Origin of the sequence: Arthrobacter sp. UCD-GKA, assembly GCF_001863355.1 — a bacterium.
In the GTDB taxonomy this organism is placed as follows: domain Bacteria; phylum Actinomycetota; class Actinomycetes; order Actinomycetales; family Micrococcaceae; genus Paeniglutamicibacter.
In genome coordinates this window covers 687,972-702,326 of sequence record NZ_MOLR01000004.1, presented here as the reverse complement: position 1 = coordinate 702,326, position 14,355 = coordinate 687,972, and the positions used below count along the sequence as shown (strand labels likewise).

Sequence of the window (14,355 nt, the reverse complement as noted above, 5' to 3'; positions counted from 1 at the left end):
AGGCAAATCCTCGTGGCAACCATTGAACTGAGCAAGCTGGGCCTTATCTACGGCAACGGGCACGTGGGCCTGGACGGGATCGAGATGGACGTGCGGGACGGCGAATTCCTGGCCCTGCTCGGTCCCTCCGGATCGGGCAAGACGACGTTGCTGCGCACCATTGCCGGTTTCCTGCACCCGAGTGCGGGCAGCCTCGCGATCGGCGGGCGCACCGTGGCAGGGGCCGGCAGCTGGGTGCCGCCCGAGAAGCGCGGGCTGGGCATCGTCTTCCAGGACCACGCGATCTGGCCGCACCTGAGCGTGGCAGGCAACATCGGCTATCCGCTGAAGCTGGCAGGTGTTCCACGGACACAGCTTGCCAAGCGCGTTGCAGCGGTGCTGGAGCAGGTCGGGCTGGCCGAATACGCGAACCGGAAACCCGCGGCACTCTCCGGCGGACAGCGCCAGCGCGTGGCCCTGGCCCGGGCGATCGTGGCCAAGCCGCAGGCGCTGCTGCTGGACGAGGCTCTGTCCGCACTGGACGAACCGCTGCGGGCCAGGCTCCGGCTGGAACTGCGGGCCCTGACCCGGGAAGAAGGACTGACGGCTGTGCACGTTACCCACGACCGCGCCGAGGCCCTCGGGTTGGCGGACCGGGTGGCGGTGCTGAACCACGGGAAGATCCAACAAATCGGAACGCCGAGGGACTTGCTGGAGAATCCGGTGAACTCCTTTGTCGCATCATTTGTCTCTGATGCCACGCTCTTCCCGGGCACCCTGGTTGACGGGCATTTCCATGGGGACCATCCCGGGCTGAAAGTCTCGGTCGGGAGCAGTGCCCACGGGAATCGGGTCGCGCACCTGGTCGGTGAATGGCCGCCGGCCGGCTCGCGCCCGCGGCGTGCGGTTGCTGCCGTCGCGCCAACCGCGGTGCGGCTGGAACCCGTTGCCGGCCAGGCACGAACCGATGCCCCGTTGGCGCGCGTCACCTCGGCGCTCTATGGCAGGCATGGGTATGAAACGAGCCTGGATTGGGCAGGCACGCCCTTGCGCGTGCTGGTGGGTGGCTGGATTCCGAAAGAGGGGGAGCTGGTGCGACCGGTGGTCGAGAAGGCACATGTGTTCTTCGAGGAATCCGGCACCACCGAAGTGCAAGCGGCATGATCCAGTACAGCTGGGCCCTGGTCCGCCACGGGGAAACGGAATGGAACCGCACGGGACGGTTGCAGGGGAGAGCTGACATCCCGCTGAACGACACCGGCAGGGCACAGGCCCTGGCCGCGGCCGAGGCGCTCGCCGAGAGCGGTCCATGGGATCTGGTGGTCAGTTCCACCCTGGGCCGGGCTCGTGAAACAGCGCGGATTATAGCGGAGCGGCTGGGCGCCGGTGCCGTGGTGGAGGTTCCCGCCCTGGTGGAAAAGGACTATGGCCATGCGGAGGGCGCACGCGTTGCGGGCCTGGACGAGCAGGCCAGGGCCGACCTGCTGGAGGGCGGGGAAAGTGCCGAATCGGTGGTGTTGCGGGGAACCGCCGCCTTGGCATGGTTGGCGGCTTACCACCGCGGGCGGCGCCTGGTCATCGTCACCCACGGCACGCTCATGCGCTCGGTGCTCTCCGCACTGCATGGACGGGAATTCGCACGCCTGGAAAACGGGGAAGTCATCGAGGTGGATGTCCATCTTGTCGAGGGGCGTGTGGAACTCTCACCGCAATCAAGGTGAGCGCTTCCGGATTCCCTGTCATTCAAGCTCCCGGACATGTCGGTTGTGCAAGCTATTCTTGCACCCGTGGCCAATCACCAGCTCGCCCTTGGAGCCATCAACCTTGAGGCCGAGGATCCCACCGCCCTGGCGAAGTTCTGGGCGGCGGCCACCGGTGCCGAATCCTCGATCGGCGAGGATAGCGTCTACCTGCCGCCCAACGGACCGGGTGGATTCGGGATGTTCTTCCAACAGGAAGCCGCGCCCCGTGCCGAACGCCAGGTGGCCCACTGGGGCCTCACCGTGCCGTGGGTTTCCCTGGCGGCGGAGGTCGAACGCCTGATCGGGCTGGGTGCCGTGCACCAGTGGGATGTCCTCGACGAGGTGCCGCACGTCCAATGGACCACCCTCGCCGATCCGGAAGGCAACCTGTTCTGCGTTGCCGAGCATCCGCCCGCAGACCTGCAGCGCTCATGACGGACTGGACGCTCGCCGGCGTGAAGAGCCAGCTGTCTAGTGACGGGGTGGAATAGGACGAAGAGCTGCGAGGTTGGCCCTAGTAGCGGCCAGTCGCCGCAGCATGACACCCCAATCTGCACATAGGAGCGCGCATGAGTATCCTCGGAACCTCGGACCTCGATGTCTTCGGACTGAACCTTGGAGGAAATACCTTCGGGTGGACCACGGACGAAGCCACCTCCCACGGTGTGCTTGACGAGTTTGTGGAAGCCGGTGGCAACTTCGTTGACTCCGCCGATTCCTACTCGGTGTGGGTCGAAGGCAACTCGGGTGGAGAGTCCGAGAGAATCATTGGCTCGTGGCTGGCCAAAGGTGATCGAGAACGTCTGGTGGTGGCCACCAAAGTCGCACAGCACCCCGAGTTCCCCGGGCTGTCTGCCAGAAACGTGGCAGCCGCCGCAGATGCCTCGCTCACGCGGTTGGGCACCGACTACATCGACCTGTATTACGCACACCAGTACGATCCGAACACGCCCATCGCTGAGAGTGCGGCAGCCTTCGACGTCCTGGTCCGCAGCGGCAAGATCCGCCACATTGGCCTCTCGAACTTCCCGGCAGAGCGGATCGATGAGTGGTTCGCCGTGGCCCGTGCCGAGGGTTTTGCCGCTCCGGTGGCATTGCAGCCGAAGTACAACCTGGTGGCGCGGGAGGACTTCGAAACCGAGTTGGCCGAGGTCTCGGCACGCCACCAGCTCGCGGTGCTGCCGTACTTCTCGCTGGCCAGTGGGTTCCTGACGGGCAAGTACCGCTCGGCCGCTGACCTCGAGGGCAAGGCACGCGGTGGCATGGCTGCGGGCTACCTCAACGACCACGGGCTCAGCGTGGTGGATGCCCTGGTGTCCGTGGCAGAAGAATTGAACGTGGAAGCCGCCACCGTGGCACTTGCCTGGCTTCGCAGCCGCGACAACGTGGTGGCACCGATCGCCAGTGCCAGCAGCGTTGAACAGCTGCCCGCGCTTATGGCCTCGGCAACGCTCGAGCTCTCGGATGAGCAGCTGCAGATCCTCAACGCCGTCTCGGAACCAGTGAAAGTCGGTTAACCTGTCCATGGAGTCGAGGAAAATGCCAAAAAACATGAGGAGTGAACGAACCAAAGCTCGTCCACCCCTCATGAGATTGTCTGAAACTCGCTAGACGACCTCGACCAGGGCGTCATCGTTGAGGTCCTTGCCTTTCGTCTCGGGAGATGCGATGGCGGCGATGAGGACGAATGCACAGAGCACGATCAGATAGATATCAAAGATCCGGGGGCTGCCTTGGGAATATAGCCACGTCTGCAGGTACGGTGCCGTGCCACCTGCCAGTGCCCCAGCAATGGAGTAAGGAAGTCCCATGCCCACGGCTCTTACATGCGTGGGGAACTGCTCCGGAAAGGTGGCTGGCATAATTGCTGTTGGCGCTGAAATCAGGACCATGCCGATACCCATGTAGAAGGCAAGCCGCCAGAGCTCCGGGCCGCCGTTGAGGACTAGCGTCAGCGGAATGATCAATAACATGGCGCCGATGGCAAAGAAATACCAGTTGAATTTACGACCAATACGGTCCGAGAGCCACCCCCAAAATACCAAGCAAATCATAAAGAAGACGTTTGCTCCGGTGCTGACCCACAAGACGTGCGTCGGGTTCATTCCCAGCGGACCCATTGCGAACGCGGGGGCCATGATCGACCAAACATAGAACATAACCGTGCCACCCGCAGCCAGCCCAACAATCCGCAGGCAGGCGCGGCGGTAGCGCCAGATCTCACGCATCAACCCACGTGTGCGGGGAACAGTGATGCCTGCGGCCTTGGCCGCCTCTGCCTCTTCCACCTTGGCGCGGAACATCGGGGTTTCATCCAACTTACGGCGCAGGTGGAGAGCATAGATCCCCAAGACGCCTCCTAGAATGAATGGAATCCGCCAGGCCCACTCACGCACGGCGTCCGTGCCAAGCGTCGAGGAGAGGATGGCTCCGAGCAGCGTTGCAGCAATGACGCCGAGGGTGACAAATACAAACACCGAGGAAGACCACAGGCCACGAGATTTTCGTGGGGCCATTTCCGTGACGTATGTAAACGAGGAAACCACTTCACCACCGTGTCCCAGGCCTTGGAGCATGCGACCTACAAGTAGGAAGACGGCCGCGGCAGCGCCGATCATTTGGTAGTTCGGCGAGATTCCGATGAGCAGGCTGCCTCCGGCGGTGATGATCATCGAAATCGACATAGCCTGACGGCGACCAAATCGATCGGCGAACCACCCGAAGAATAAGCCGCCCAGAGGCCTCATGAAGAAGCCTGCACCGAAAATTGCGAGCGTCCCAAGAAGTGCGGTGACCGGATCTTTGGCGTGGAAGAACTGGCCGGCAAAATACGCGGCAAAGATGGAATAGGCGGTCCAGTCGTACCATTCGAGGGCATTTCCAATGCCCACACCAAGGATGATCTTGCGTTTTTCCTTCCGATCCATAGGGAGGCTGGACTCGGTTGGTAAGGCAGTCGTTGTCGATTCACTCATGTTGGAAACCTTCGCGAGTAGATGTCGGAGAGGGGAAGTGGTGATTCCGTGGAAAGGCCACGGCTTTGAACTCTCAGAACATGCGCGGACGGCATGCTCAATATTTCGGTCATCGCACCTGCGGTGCGATTGAGTGCTACTGGAGAACTAACGATCGTCATGGATCTGATAGATGCCATGATGCTTGTCAGTTGAGTGGTTATGCCACCAGTTGTCGAAATGTGGAATCGTGGAAGACTAACGGGCTGGTCTCTTTATCGACGTGAAGAGCGTGGATTTCCAGTAACACCACGTCATGGTCGCCTGCGGGGTGCTCGTCGTAAATACTGCATTCAAACCAGAGTGAGGCATTGGGAAGCAGCAAAGCGCCGGAATCTAGTTGATGAACGTCTACGCCGGCGAACCGCGCATTCTTGTCGCGATTGGCCAGCTGCCGGCAGAGGGGGCCTTGGTCCTGGCCGAGGATGGAGACGCCTACGCGTGGGGCGTTGCGCAGAATTGGCCATGTTCCTGAGCGCTTTTGCACCGCGAACATCACAAGCGCCGGCTCAAGTGAGACACCGACGGTGAACGACGATGCAACCAGTGCATGGGCGGATCCGTCGACCTCGGCGGCCATTGCGGCAACCCCTGACGGGAAGTGGGCAAAGGTCTCGCGGAGGAGCTGCGAGTCCAGGGATTCGGATGTCAAGATCATTTTTCTGCTCCTTGGCTGGTTCTTCTGCGGCTGGCGAGCATCCGCAGAACTTCCTGTGAGCAGTAGCCTGCCAGACAAATACCATCTTGTATAGCTCTTTTTGCACGTCCGTCCATATTGTTGCAATATGACGCACTTCACAAACTGTTGTTGCAGATGCATTGCGACCGTAGTAGCTTCGGTCATATCGTTCGGTGCCAATGCACCGCCACTCTTGAAGGAGCATCCAGTTGACACAGCAAATTGAGCAGCAGACCAGCCGTCTGAGCGTTGTCCGCCAGTCCGAACGCGAAAACCTCTGGTTCCTGGGTGACTTGATCCAGCCGATCATCACCAGTGAAATGACCGACGGGCGATTCATGATGGCGTTGACCCACTCGAAGCTTGCCTCGGAGCCGCCATTACACGAACACGACGGTGAGGATGAGATCTTTTACATCCTTGAAGGCACCGTGACATTCTGGGCTGCCGAGGCAGACGGGGTGACGTTGGGACCTGGCGACTGCATCCTGATGCCCAAGGACGTGCCGCACACCTTCCAAGCGAGTCCCGATGTTGAAGCCAAATGGCTGGTCATGTCGGCTCCCGGCGACCTCGAGAAGTTCTTCCGTGCCGTCGCGATTCCCGCCGACTACGCCGGGCCACAGCGCGGATGGGAAATGGACGAAGAGACTGAACAGCGCCTGCAAAATGCCTGCGACGACTTCAATATCACGCTTTTGGCCGCTCCCGGTGTGACAACGGGTACCGGAGCATGACAGAACAATCGCCGCGACCGCAGCTGGAGGTTGTCCGGCGGTTCTGGGAGGCCCAGGCCGCCGGGGATGGACAATCTGCTCGCGCGGTGATTACGGACGACATGGAATGGACGGTCGTTGGACAGCACTCTTCCTTGGCGCGCACCTACTACGGCGCCGACGCGTTTTTCAATGAATTGATCGGAACGCTCGCCTCAACGTTTGTTCCGGGCAGCGCGGCCATGGAAATGCGGGGCATGTACCTGGATGCCGAGCAATCGATGGTCGTGACACACCTGCGCGAAACCGCCCGCACCCATGATGGCCTGTTCTTTGACAACGACATCGTCACCATCATGAACGTCACCGACGGACGCATTACCCGGTGCCAGGAATTCATGGATCTCCATGAGGTCCGCCGAACCTTCGGCGAGGAAAACCTGCGCACGCCCCTGGCAACACTCAACTTAGAAGGTTAGGCAGAACAATGACCCAAGTAGCAGTAGACCCGTCCAGCAAAACAGCCCGTCTGGTCGTAAGAGACGCCCCATCTCAGGAAACCATTGCCGAGATCGTCAAGCGCGTCCACGAGATTGGCCCGCTGCTGCGTAAGAACGCAGTGCTTGCAGATCAGCAGCGCGTGATGTCCGATGAATCCATTGCGGCGCTAGACTCAATTGGGGCCATGCGCATCGCGGCTATGCGGCGCTATGGGGGATATGAAGGCGGAGCCTCGATGCTCCTGGAGGTGGCACGCGCCATTGCGTTCTACGATCCGGCCGCTGCCTGGTGCACCGTGATCTCCAACGGTTCCGTCATGCTTGCTAATCGGTATTCCGATGCGGTTCTCGACGAGGTGTTCGCCGATGGCCCGGTGCGCATGGCTTCGATCTTCGCCAGCCCGCAGGGCACCGCGACTCCCGACGCCGGCGGTTGGCGCGTTAGCGGCGAATGGCCGTTTGCCTCGAACTCCTCGCACTCCGAGTGGGCCATTGGCATTCTCTTTATCAAGGACGGGGCAAGCGAAACCCCGCAGATCGGTTTTGCGTTGATGCGCCGGGGCGAATACGAAGTCAAGGACACCTGGTACACCATTGGCATGCGCGGCTCCGGCTCCAACACCATGGCCACCGAAGACCTGTGGGTGCCAAAGGACCGGGTCATCACCTTCACCCAGCTGATGGGAGATGCGAACGAGAAGGACCCGGATGCAACGTTCGCACGGCGCCTCACCCCGCACCTGACGATGTCAACCACCATCCAGGCAGCGTCCCTGGGGGCCGCTGCGGCGGCCCTGGACTACGTCACGGAAAAGGCCCAGACCCGCGGGATCACCTACACCCACTACAAGCGCCAAATCGATTCCGGCGCTTTCGTGCAAAACCTGGGGCAAACGAGTATGAAGATCGACTCGGCCTTGTTGCTGCTCCAGCGTTCCGCCGCCGACATCGACGCCGCTGCTGCCAGCACCACTCCGATCCCGCTGGCCGACCGTGCGCGGAACCGCGGCGGAATCGGGCATGCGGGCCATGAACTGGTGGAGGCTGTCAATGAACTTTGCTGGCTCCACGGCACCGCTGCCTTTGCCGAGAACAGCCTGCTTGGACGAATGTGGCGGGACATCAATACTGGAACCCGTCACGCCTCGATCGCCGCCCCCATGGGCTATGAACTCCATGGCAACGGGTTGACCGAGACCGACTACATTTCTACCAAGCTCTAGGAAACGGAAAAAGATGGGAACCTCGACGTCTCTGGCCCCCGGCGGGTTTAAGAAAACGATCAACGAAGTGGGAATTCGTTCGGTGCTCGGCATCCGGTATGCGCAGCTTTCCAACGGTGAACGGTTTGCTGCCCCGGTTGCCGCCAACGGCCAATTGGTGGTCGGACGACTGGCCGAGGTTCCTGTCTTCCCCCAACTTCCCAGTCGGCTGGCTGCTGCCATGGGGACCGGTAACGAAAACCCACAAACCGATGATGCCTTCTTCCTCAACGTGTGGGCACCCGAAAACGCCGTTGGATTGCCCGTCATGGTCTTCGTCCATGGGGGCGCCTGGATGAGCGGCGGCGGATCGAACGAGTGGTATGACGGCTCGTTGCTCGCCGCTGAGGGCATGGTGGTGGTGACGGTTAACTACCGGATCGGCCCGGTGGCTCACCTGGCGCCTCCTGGAACACCGGACCGTCCGCTGCAGGATCTGGCCCTAGCTCTTGAATGGGTCCAGGAGAATATCGGTGCATTCGGCGGGAACCCGGACGAGGTCACGTTGGCCGGCCAATCCGCAGGAGCCTGGTACGTGCACCTGCTCAGCCTGGATCCGGCCGCGCGAGGGCTCATGCGCCGCGTGGCGTTGCTGAGCATGGCGACGCGTGAACCCTGGACCCGCGAGCGGCTGAACAGCGTGCGGGATGAAGCCGCACGACGACTGCATCCCCGGACGCTTGAGAACGCCGAGACCCAAGACTTGCTTAAGGCAGGCGTCGACGCTCTGCAGGAAACCGCGGAGCCTCGTCCTCTGGGCCATGCAGCCTCCGGGTACTTGCCCAGCCAAGCTGAGAACATCCCGGATAATTTCTTGCAGGCCCGATGGTGTGCGCAGAATGTCCACGTCGAGGAGGTTCTGTTCAGTTTCACGGCACAGGAAACGGGGATGTTCTTTTTTGGGTCACCCGAGGAGAGGACTGTGACCCATGAAGAGGTCGATGGGTGGATCTCAATGTTGGATGAAGGAGAGCTGTCACCCGGCACGGAAACCCTTGATCGATCGAAAGACCCATATGAACGACTCGTGGATATTTCGTCATGGATCCAGTTCCAGCGATTCCCGACAGAGCTTACGACGGCCTACACCGAACAGGGGTTGAAGACCGAGCTTGTGCGGCTCAACCTGCGTAGCTCCCAGCCCGGGGTATTGAGCGGACATTGCTTCGACCTGCCGTTTTGGTTCGGGAACTTCGGAGCATGGGCGGATGCACCAATGCTCCGCGGCATTGACCCCGAGCAGTTCGCTACGGAGTCTTTGCAGTTGCGCCGTGGCCTTGCCCGATTTGTCCTGGGTCGCCAGGGTTGCCCGCTCCGTGGATGACCTGCTGGGCATGCCATCCGGCCAGCGGACCAAGTAGGGCCCGAAGGTCAAGGAAAAGGGAGCGCGCCGCGCCGCCCTTCCAGGTTTCGGGCAACGCCTCGAGAGGAAGTCCCGGATCGAGGTACGGTAAGGTGCGCCAATCGGTCACCAACCGGATGAAGTCGCCAAACGCTTCCCGGGAGCCGGCTTCCGTCTGCTGGGCTGGCTTGCCCCAGCGGGAGAGAAGAGGCGAGTACTTGTCAATGAATTCTTGGTAGTGCGACTCCAGAGAATCCAGATCCCACCATTGGGCAACCTTGGTGCGCAATTCCTCAGGTCCGCCGTGATTGGCGTGGAAGAAGTCTACGAACTGGAGCAGGTCGTTGTCCTGAAGATACTCGAGGGCCTCATTGTAGACATGCCCGGGTGCAACGCAGAGACCTGCACTAACCACGCCAAATCCCATGCGCGAGAGCCCGCTGCGGATTTTGTGCCGCTGGCCGCGTTGGGCCTCCGGAACCGAGAACGACACCAACAGCCACGGATCGGAGGCCCGTGCCGGGTGGGGTGAGAAGATGCGTTCATCACCCACACGCATGTGTTCTTCCAAAGCGGTGGAAAGTGCGTAACCGGCTTCTCCATTGATCCGTTCACTGGTGAGAACTTCACGTTTCTTCAGCCTGGAGATCGATGAACGAACGCTGGCAGGTTCAGCACCAAGATCTTGGAGAAGTTGAACAATGGCTGCCACAGCGATCGGTATGCCGGCTGGGCGTGCATATAGACCGAACACCGTCAGAATGTGGCGGTGATGGGCCGCTTGCCCACGGTCACCGGTCAGTCGACCGGCAATGATTTCTTCAATTGCACGCATGCATTGAGCGTATCAACCAGCTGGCCAAGACAAGATGCACATTCACGATGTGAATCGTTCCTCCCGGTGGAGATCTGGGATGTGGTGCTTGGGAAGACGCCCACTCGCTTCCTGATCATCCCGATTACAATCCAAAGATCGTTGCCGCCGCGGTGACTGCGAACATTCCGGTCTACCCGGGCGGCATGACCCCTACCCAGCTCTTCGCGGGTTGGAAGGCCTGTGGAGCGAGGAAGAGGCGGGGGCGGCCTACCGGGCCATCCTGGCCAAGGTCGACGTGGTCTTTGCCGGGGACGAGGAAGCAGCCATTGCCGTGGGTCGCAGCGAGGACCCTATGGAGCTGGCCCACCGGATCGCCGAGCTGGGCCCGCGGCAGGTCATCATCAAGCTGGATGATGCGGGCGCCGTGGCGCTGATCGACTGCAAAGAGTATCGGCGCGATGCGATCAGGTTGCCGGTGGTTGACACCGCGGGCGCCGGGGATGCACTTGTTGCCGGCTACATTGCCGAACTGCTCAACGGCCTAGATCCGCTGGCCCGTTTGGAAACAGCCGTGCGCACAGGCGCCTTTGCCTGCATGGTCCCGGGCGACTGGGAAGGCATGCCGCGCCGCGACGAACTCGGGATGCTTGAGCAAAGCGAGCCCGTGGCCCGCTAGAGATTGCCCGCACCGGCGGGCTTGCAAGACAAGAGTGAAGAGAATCCAAGGAGTTGCAGTGAAGGCAGTAGTGGTACACGGACCCAAGGACCTGCGCGTGGAAGATTTGTAGGAAACTCCGGTCGGTCCCGGGGAGGTGGCGGTGGATATCGCCTATGGCGGGATCTGCGGATCCGACCTACATTATTGGCAGCATGGCCGCAACGGCTCCTTCGAGGTCAAGGAGCCGCTGGTCCTGGGCCACGAGGTGGTGGGCCGGGTGCGCGAGCTCGGTGAGGGCGTCACCGGATGGCGCGTCGGGGATGCCATGGCGATCCACCCGGCAACACCCTTCCCGGAACCCGGGGCCAGCCCATTGGGCATGCACCTGACCCAGGGCGGCACCTATCTGGGTAGCGCCAGCACCATGCCTCACACCCAGGGCGGATTGGTCGAGGTGCTGCATGTCCAAGCCCGGCAGCTGCTCCGCTTGCCCAAGGGGCTGGACCTGCGCACCGCGGCGTTGGCCGAACCGCTGGCAATCGCCCTGCATGGGATCGATCGCGCTGCGGGCCGCATTGAGGGTGCTCGTTGCTTTGTCAGCGGCGCCGGGCCGATCGGTCTGTTGGCCGCGGCGGTGCTGAAGCTGCGCGGTGCGGTCTAAGTTGCGATCTCGGACTTGCAGCCCTGCGCGCTGGATGTGGCCAGCTCCATGGGCGTCGATGAGACCTTCAACATCCGGCAAGGGGAAGGCCCTGAATCGCTCGGCTGTGACGAGAGCGTGGAGGCTGCAGGAGCGGTGGCGAGCCTGCAGGTCGTGCTGGATGCGACTCGTCGCGGCGGAGCGGTGGTGCAGCTGGGGATCCTGCCCCGAGACGCCGTGTCGATCTCGCTCTCGGAACTCGGTCTGCGCGAGCTGACGGTTTTTGGTTCGCAGCGCTTCGAGACGGAGCTGGACGAGGCGGTGGAATTGTTGGCAGAGCACAAGTTCTTGGCTGAGGTCATTAGGCACGACCTCCCACTGGCCGAGGCGGGGGCAGCCTTCGCTATGGCGCTGGATTCGGCTGCGTCCTCGAAGGTATTGATCAAGGTCGGCGCGCTCGAGGCATGAAAGCGGCGGCGGCGCCTCGTTCGCACAGGTGCACCCCGGCCGCCAATGATTCCTGTAACCACGGGGCTTTCTGAAACAAAGCGCCTATCGACGCGGACGCCATATCACCGAGTCCTATTCTGCAGATTCTGCAATAGGATCACTTCAAGATTTCATATGTGCTGTTATCGGCGGCAATGATGCCTGGAGATTGGAGCAGGAACCCTGATGAAGGGATCCATCGAGGTAGGCGGCCACCGTCAGGACGCAATCAGCGAGTACCGAGCACACCTGGGCAGGCAATACTACGAGCGAAGCGCTGACCAATCCCAAAGTCACCGCCGAGCATGTCCCCTGTTTCCCTTCCAGAAAGGAGGCAGAGGACATGCTGCTGGACCGTGTTCAGAACCTCCTAAAAAGCCCGGGTTACCCTCGGATGTGCCGGGGATCGTTGGCAGGGGAAATGGTGTTCTTTTCCCGAATGCGACCATCTTTCCCGTGAATGGAGATCTCTCCACCGCCGACCATCAGGGCATGATGCCGCGCAGCATCGTAGGCCTGGTCTTGGGAGAAATGGGTTCCAAGGTTGACGCCGTTGTAGGTAAGCTTCCACCACAGGCCGGCCGGGACAATGTCGTAGCGATTGATGTGCATGGTAAATCCTTAAGAAAGAAGTTGGGTTGAACGGGTTGGGTGGGTCACAAGTAAGCTGCGAGCAACCCAACCCCGGTTTTTAGCCCGGTCTATCGGCGAATCGGCTTGATTCGGATGGTGCGACGAATGCGAATTCGTATGGTGGCCATGACCTTGACCTTTCCCGAAACGGGTACCCAATAGCCCGGGCTGGCGTCTTTGACACCGGCCCAGCTCACTTCTAAGCTTGAGGAACTTCAAACCAGAAGATCCATCGACTTATTGAGCGTGCCGCTTCGTAGTTGTTGGAGTGAGAGCGTGGACCTGCCAGTCTGCGCTTTCTTTTTATCTCACGTGTGTTGACGAGACATTCCAATACTACATGTTGTGGTTTAGGTTAGCCTGGACCACAACATGATGTGGTCAACCCTGAGTATTGAACATTGAAATCACCCACACCCCTTGTGGATAAAAAGGGTTCTTAGAACCCCGGAAATCCAATGAAATCGCATATCTATCCACACTGCGGGAATTGTTTTGGCGCAGAAAAACAGTTCGGCGTGTCGTTCCGTACGGCGTGTCGAAAGGAAATGACCGATGACCTGAAACTTAGGAACGGTTCGAGCGTTGGGCGGTTGAACGAAACAGTTCGAGCACTCATCCGCTCGAGGTCGCTGAAAGAGGTGGACTGTCCTGGGCCCAGGGACTGTTTCGAACGGAGACCTAAGAGGATGGAACTCCGCAGAGTTCACGGTGGTAGGTGAGGTGTGAAAAATCCAGGGAGTGCCCGGGCTTGACCCGTAGTGTTCCGCATGGACCGGCCGTGTTGTGGATGGCGCCCTGGTCGTCGACCCACAAGGCTCGGCCATCGAACATGGTGTGGCAGTTCGGGCACAGGCACAACATGTTGGCCAGTGAATCCGGTCCGTGGTGTGGTGCCCCCAGCGGGCGGATGTGGGCGCCCTCGGAATACGGGCCGGCTGCGGTGAACAGTCGGGTTTCGCATATCTGACATTGGTCATCGTAGAGTTTTTTGAGGGAAAGCTTCACCTTGGGATCCCGAATGATCCTGTGCACGGTGACGACCGTCCTGCCCGGCGGAATCAGGGAACCGGCGGCGAGCGAAATGAACGGTTCTGGGTCGGGCATGCGGCTGCCGGATACGGCTTGCAGTTGGTATACCAAGATCTTGAAGCCCTCGGTTTCGTCCCATCCCCAGCTGATGACGTCGTACAGACCTAAGTAGACGTAGTTGCTGTCCCTGGCATTGCCGGTGATCACGGATTGGCGCGCCAGCACGCGGATGGGCTGGCCATTTTCATGGTTCCTGACTAACCCCAAGTTCCACTTCGTAAGGGTTTGGTCGGAGATGTGTCGTTTCGTGTTTCGGTCCGTTCCCCCAGCGCCGGTGTAGGTAATCAGGTCGCCATCGAATTTGTCGTGGGCGTAGCCGGAAGACATGCAGATCGAATACACCCCGGTGTCGGGACCAGCAATCCCCGCTTGGGTGGTGGGGTGAATGCCTGCCGCATAGGCGGTCTGCCGGTCCTTGAATATTGCCCCGGCCAGATAGCCCGGGATCTCCCCATACCGGGGGCCATGGTCTGCGGTCCGGGGTGGGAGAGCACCAGCCAGTGCTGCAGCTTTGCCTGCGTCTGTCAATTTCCATACCCCGCGCTGGGGGTGTTCAAGAAGTCCCCGGTTCACCATGTATCCACTGGTGCTCCTTGCGCGGGTTTCCCACTTCTCGCGTCCATTTGCATGGACTTCGAGATCAGTTTCGTTGAACTGATCCAAGTATTCGGCGCGCATCACCGAGATGACATCCCCGGCCGGCATCTCGGCGTTCGGGGACGTCATCAGCGTCCGTAGGATGCGGTGTTCATGGACATCTTTTTGGGTACGCAGCATGTTCATATGCTTTCA

At 60.8% G+C, this 14,355-nt stretch carries 16 protein-coding genes; 11 read left to right on the top strand and 5 right to left on the bottom strand.

From position 1 onward, the window contains the following. Window positions 1-12: 12 nt before the first annotated feature. The 4 genes from BLJ79_RS09435 (at window position 13) to BLJ79_RS09420 (ending at window position 3,238) form a co-directional block, all read left to right on the top strand. Window positions 13-1,143: an ABC transporter ATP-binding protein gene (locus BLJ79_RS09435; protein WP_071214434.1), complete on the top strand. Its 1,131-nt coding sequence runs from the start codon at window positions 13-15 to the stop codon at window positions 1,141-1,143. Continuing rightward, a complete protein-coding gene (locus BLJ79_RS09430; RefSeq protein ID WP_071214433.1) occupies window positions 1,140-1,700 on the top strand; it encodes a histidine phosphatase family protein in 561 nt (186 codons plus the stop codon). Before BLJ79_RS09435 ends, BLJ79_RS09430 begins: the two co-directional genes overlap by 4 nt. Window positions 1,701-1,766: 66 nt before the next feature. Then, window positions 1,767-2,156 (top strand): VOC family protein, encoded by a 390-nt coding sequence (locus BLJ79_RS09425; protein WP_139194798.1) that lies wholly within the window; start codon window positions 1,767-1,769, stop codon window positions 2,154-2,156. Between the two features lie 134 nt (window positions 2,157-2,290). Next, window positions 2,291-3,238: an aldo/keto reductase gene (locus tag BLJ79_RS09420; protein ID WP_071214431.1), complete on the top strand. Its 948-nt coding sequence runs from the start codon at window positions 2,291-2,293 to the stop codon at window positions 3,236-3,238. Window positions 3,239-3,328: 90 nt separating this feature from the next. On the opposite strand, the gene BLJ79_RS09415 is transcribed toward BLJ79_RS09420, so the two are convergent. Together BLJ79_RS09415 and BLJ79_RS09410 are read right to left on the bottom strand one after the other, a co-directional pair. Further along, window positions 3,329-4,696 carry an MFS transporter gene (locus BLJ79_RS09415; RefSeq protein ID WP_217641863.1) on the bottom strand — a complete coding sequence of 456 codons (1,368 nt, stop codon included), beginning with the start codon at window positions 4,694-4,696 and terminating at the stop codon, window positions 3,329-3,331. A gap of 199 nt (window positions 4,697-4,895) precedes the next feature. Then, window positions 4,896-5,393 carry a flavin reductase family protein gene (locus BLJ79_RS09410; protein ID WP_175475429.1) on the bottom strand — a complete coding sequence of 166 codons (498 nt, stop codon included), beginning with the start codon at window positions 5,391-5,393 and terminating at the stop codon, window positions 4,896-4,898. 230 nt (window positions 5,394-5,623) lie between these two features. Between BLJ79_RS09410 and BLJ79_RS09405 the strand changes: the two genes are divergently transcribed. Genes BLJ79_RS09405 through BLJ79_RS09390 form a run of 4 tightly spaced genes read left to right on the top strand, consistent with a single transcriptional unit; the run spans window position 5,624 to window position 9,216 of the window. Further along, window positions 5,624-6,151, top strand: coding sequence for a cupin domain-containing protein (locus BLJ79_RS09405; RefSeq protein WP_071214430.1), 528 nt, complete (start codon window positions 5,624-5,626; stop codon window positions 6,149-6,151). Then, window positions 6,148-6,609 (top strand): nuclear transport factor 2 family protein, encoded by a 462-nt coding sequence (locus tag BLJ79_RS09400; RefSeq protein WP_139194797.1) that lies wholly within the window; start codon window positions 6,148-6,150, stop codon window positions 6,607-6,609. Before BLJ79_RS09405 ends, BLJ79_RS09400 begins: the two co-directional genes overlap by 4 nt. An 8-nt stretch (window positions 6,610-6,617) precedes the next feature. After that, entirely contained in the window at window positions 6,618-7,853 is a 1,236-nt protein-coding gene (locus BLJ79_RS09395) for an acyl-CoA dehydrogenase family protein (protein ID WP_071214428.1), read from the top strand. 13 nt (window positions 7,854-7,866) lie between these two features. Beyond that, a complete protein-coding gene (locus tag BLJ79_RS09390; protein WP_071214427.1) occupies window positions 7,867-9,216 on the top strand; it encodes a carboxylesterase family protein in 1,350 nt (449 codons plus the stop codon). On the opposite strand, the gene BLJ79_RS09385 is transcribed toward BLJ79_RS09390, so the two are convergent. After that, window positions 9,140-10,069, bottom strand: coding sequence for a PaaX family transcriptional regulator (locus BLJ79_RS09385; RefSeq protein WP_083411140.1), 930 nt, complete (start codon window positions 10,067-10,069; stop codon window positions 9,140-9,142). The two genes, BLJ79_RS09390 and BLJ79_RS09385, sit on opposite strands and share 77 nt — an antisense overlap. A gap of 211 nt (window positions 10,070-10,280) precedes the next feature. On the opposite strand from BLJ79_RS09385, the gene BLJ79_RS09380 reads away from it, so the two are divergent. The 3 genes from BLJ79_RS09380 to BLJ79_RS23555 all read left to right on the top strand — a co-directional run bounded on the left by BLJ79_RS09380 (window position 10,281) and on the right by BLJ79_RS23555 (window position 11,817). Further along, window positions 10,281-10,727 (top strand): carbohydrate kinase family protein, encoded by a 447-nt coding sequence (locus BLJ79_RS09380; protein ID WP_071214425.1) that lies wholly within the window; start codon window positions 10,281-10,283, stop codon window positions 10,725-10,727. A gap of 136 nt (window positions 10,728-10,863) precedes the next feature. Continuing rightward, entirely contained in the window at window positions 10,864-11,370 is a 507-nt protein-coding gene (locus BLJ79_RS23560; RefSeq protein ID WP_286135322.1) for an alcohol dehydrogenase catalytic domain-containing protein, read from the top strand. A gap of 15 nt (window positions 11,371-11,385) precedes the next feature. Next, complete coding sequence (locus BLJ79_RS23555; protein WP_286135321.1) at window positions 11,386-11,817, top strand: zinc-binding dehydrogenase; 432 nt, start codon at window positions 11,386-11,388, stop codon at window positions 11,815-11,817. A gap of 405 nt (window positions 11,818-12,222) precedes the next feature. Here BLJ79_RS23555 and BLJ79_RS09370 read toward each other — a convergent pair whose 3' ends face one another. After that, a complete protein-coding gene (locus tag BLJ79_RS09370) occupies window positions 12,223-12,450 on the bottom strand; it encodes a DUF2188 domain-containing protein (RefSeq protein ID WP_071214424.1) in 228 nt (75 codons plus the stop codon). Between the two features lie 702 nt (window positions 12,451-13,152). After that, window positions 13,153-14,340: a YDG/SRA domain-containing protein gene (locus tag BLJ79_RS09365; protein WP_175475428.1), complete on the bottom strand. Its 1,188-nt coding sequence runs from the start codon at window positions 14,338-14,340 to the stop codon at window positions 13,153-13,155. Window positions 14,341-14,355: the final 15 nt, after the last annotated feature.

Coding starts and splice junctions, on each gene's coding strand:
- BLJ79_RS09430 (WP_071214433.1), top strand. CDS start 1,140: ATGATCCAGTACAGCTGGGCCCTGGTCCGCCACGGGGAAACGGAATGG.
- BLJ79_RS09420 (WP_071214431.1), top strand. CDS start 2,291: ATGAGTATCCTCGGAACCTCGGACCTCGATGTCTTCGGACTGAACCTT.
- BLJ79_RS09415 (WP_217641863.1), bottom strand. CDS start 4,696: ATGAGTGAATCGACAACGACTGCCTTACCAACCGAGTCCAGCCTCCCT.
- BLJ79_RS09410 (WP_175475429.1), bottom strand. CDS start 5,393: ATGATCTTGACATCCGAATCCCTGGACTCGCAGCTCCTCCGCGAGACC.
- BLJ79_RS09400 (WP_139194797.1), top strand. CDS start 6,148: ATGACAGAACAATCGCCGCGACCGCAGCTGGAGGTTGTCCGGCGGTTC.
- BLJ79_RS09395 (WP_071214428.1), top strand. CDS start 6,618: ATGACCCAAGTAGCAGTAGACCCGTCCAGCAAAACAGCCCGTCTGGTC.
- BLJ79_RS09390 (WP_071214427.1), top strand. CDS start 7,867: ATGGGAACCTCGACGTCTCTGGCCCCCGGCGGGTTTAAGAAAACGATC.
- BLJ79_RS09385 (WP_083411140.1), bottom strand. CDS start 10,069: ATGCGTGCAATTGAAGAAATCATTGCCGGTCGACTGACCGGTGACCGT.
- BLJ79_RS09370 (WP_071214424.1), bottom strand. CDS start 12,450: ATGCACATCAATCGCTACGACATTGTCCCGGCCGGCCTGTGGTGGAAG.
- BLJ79_RS09365 (WP_175475428.1), bottom strand. CDS start 14,340: ATGCTGCGTACCCAAAAAGATGTCCATGAACACCGCATCCTACGGACG.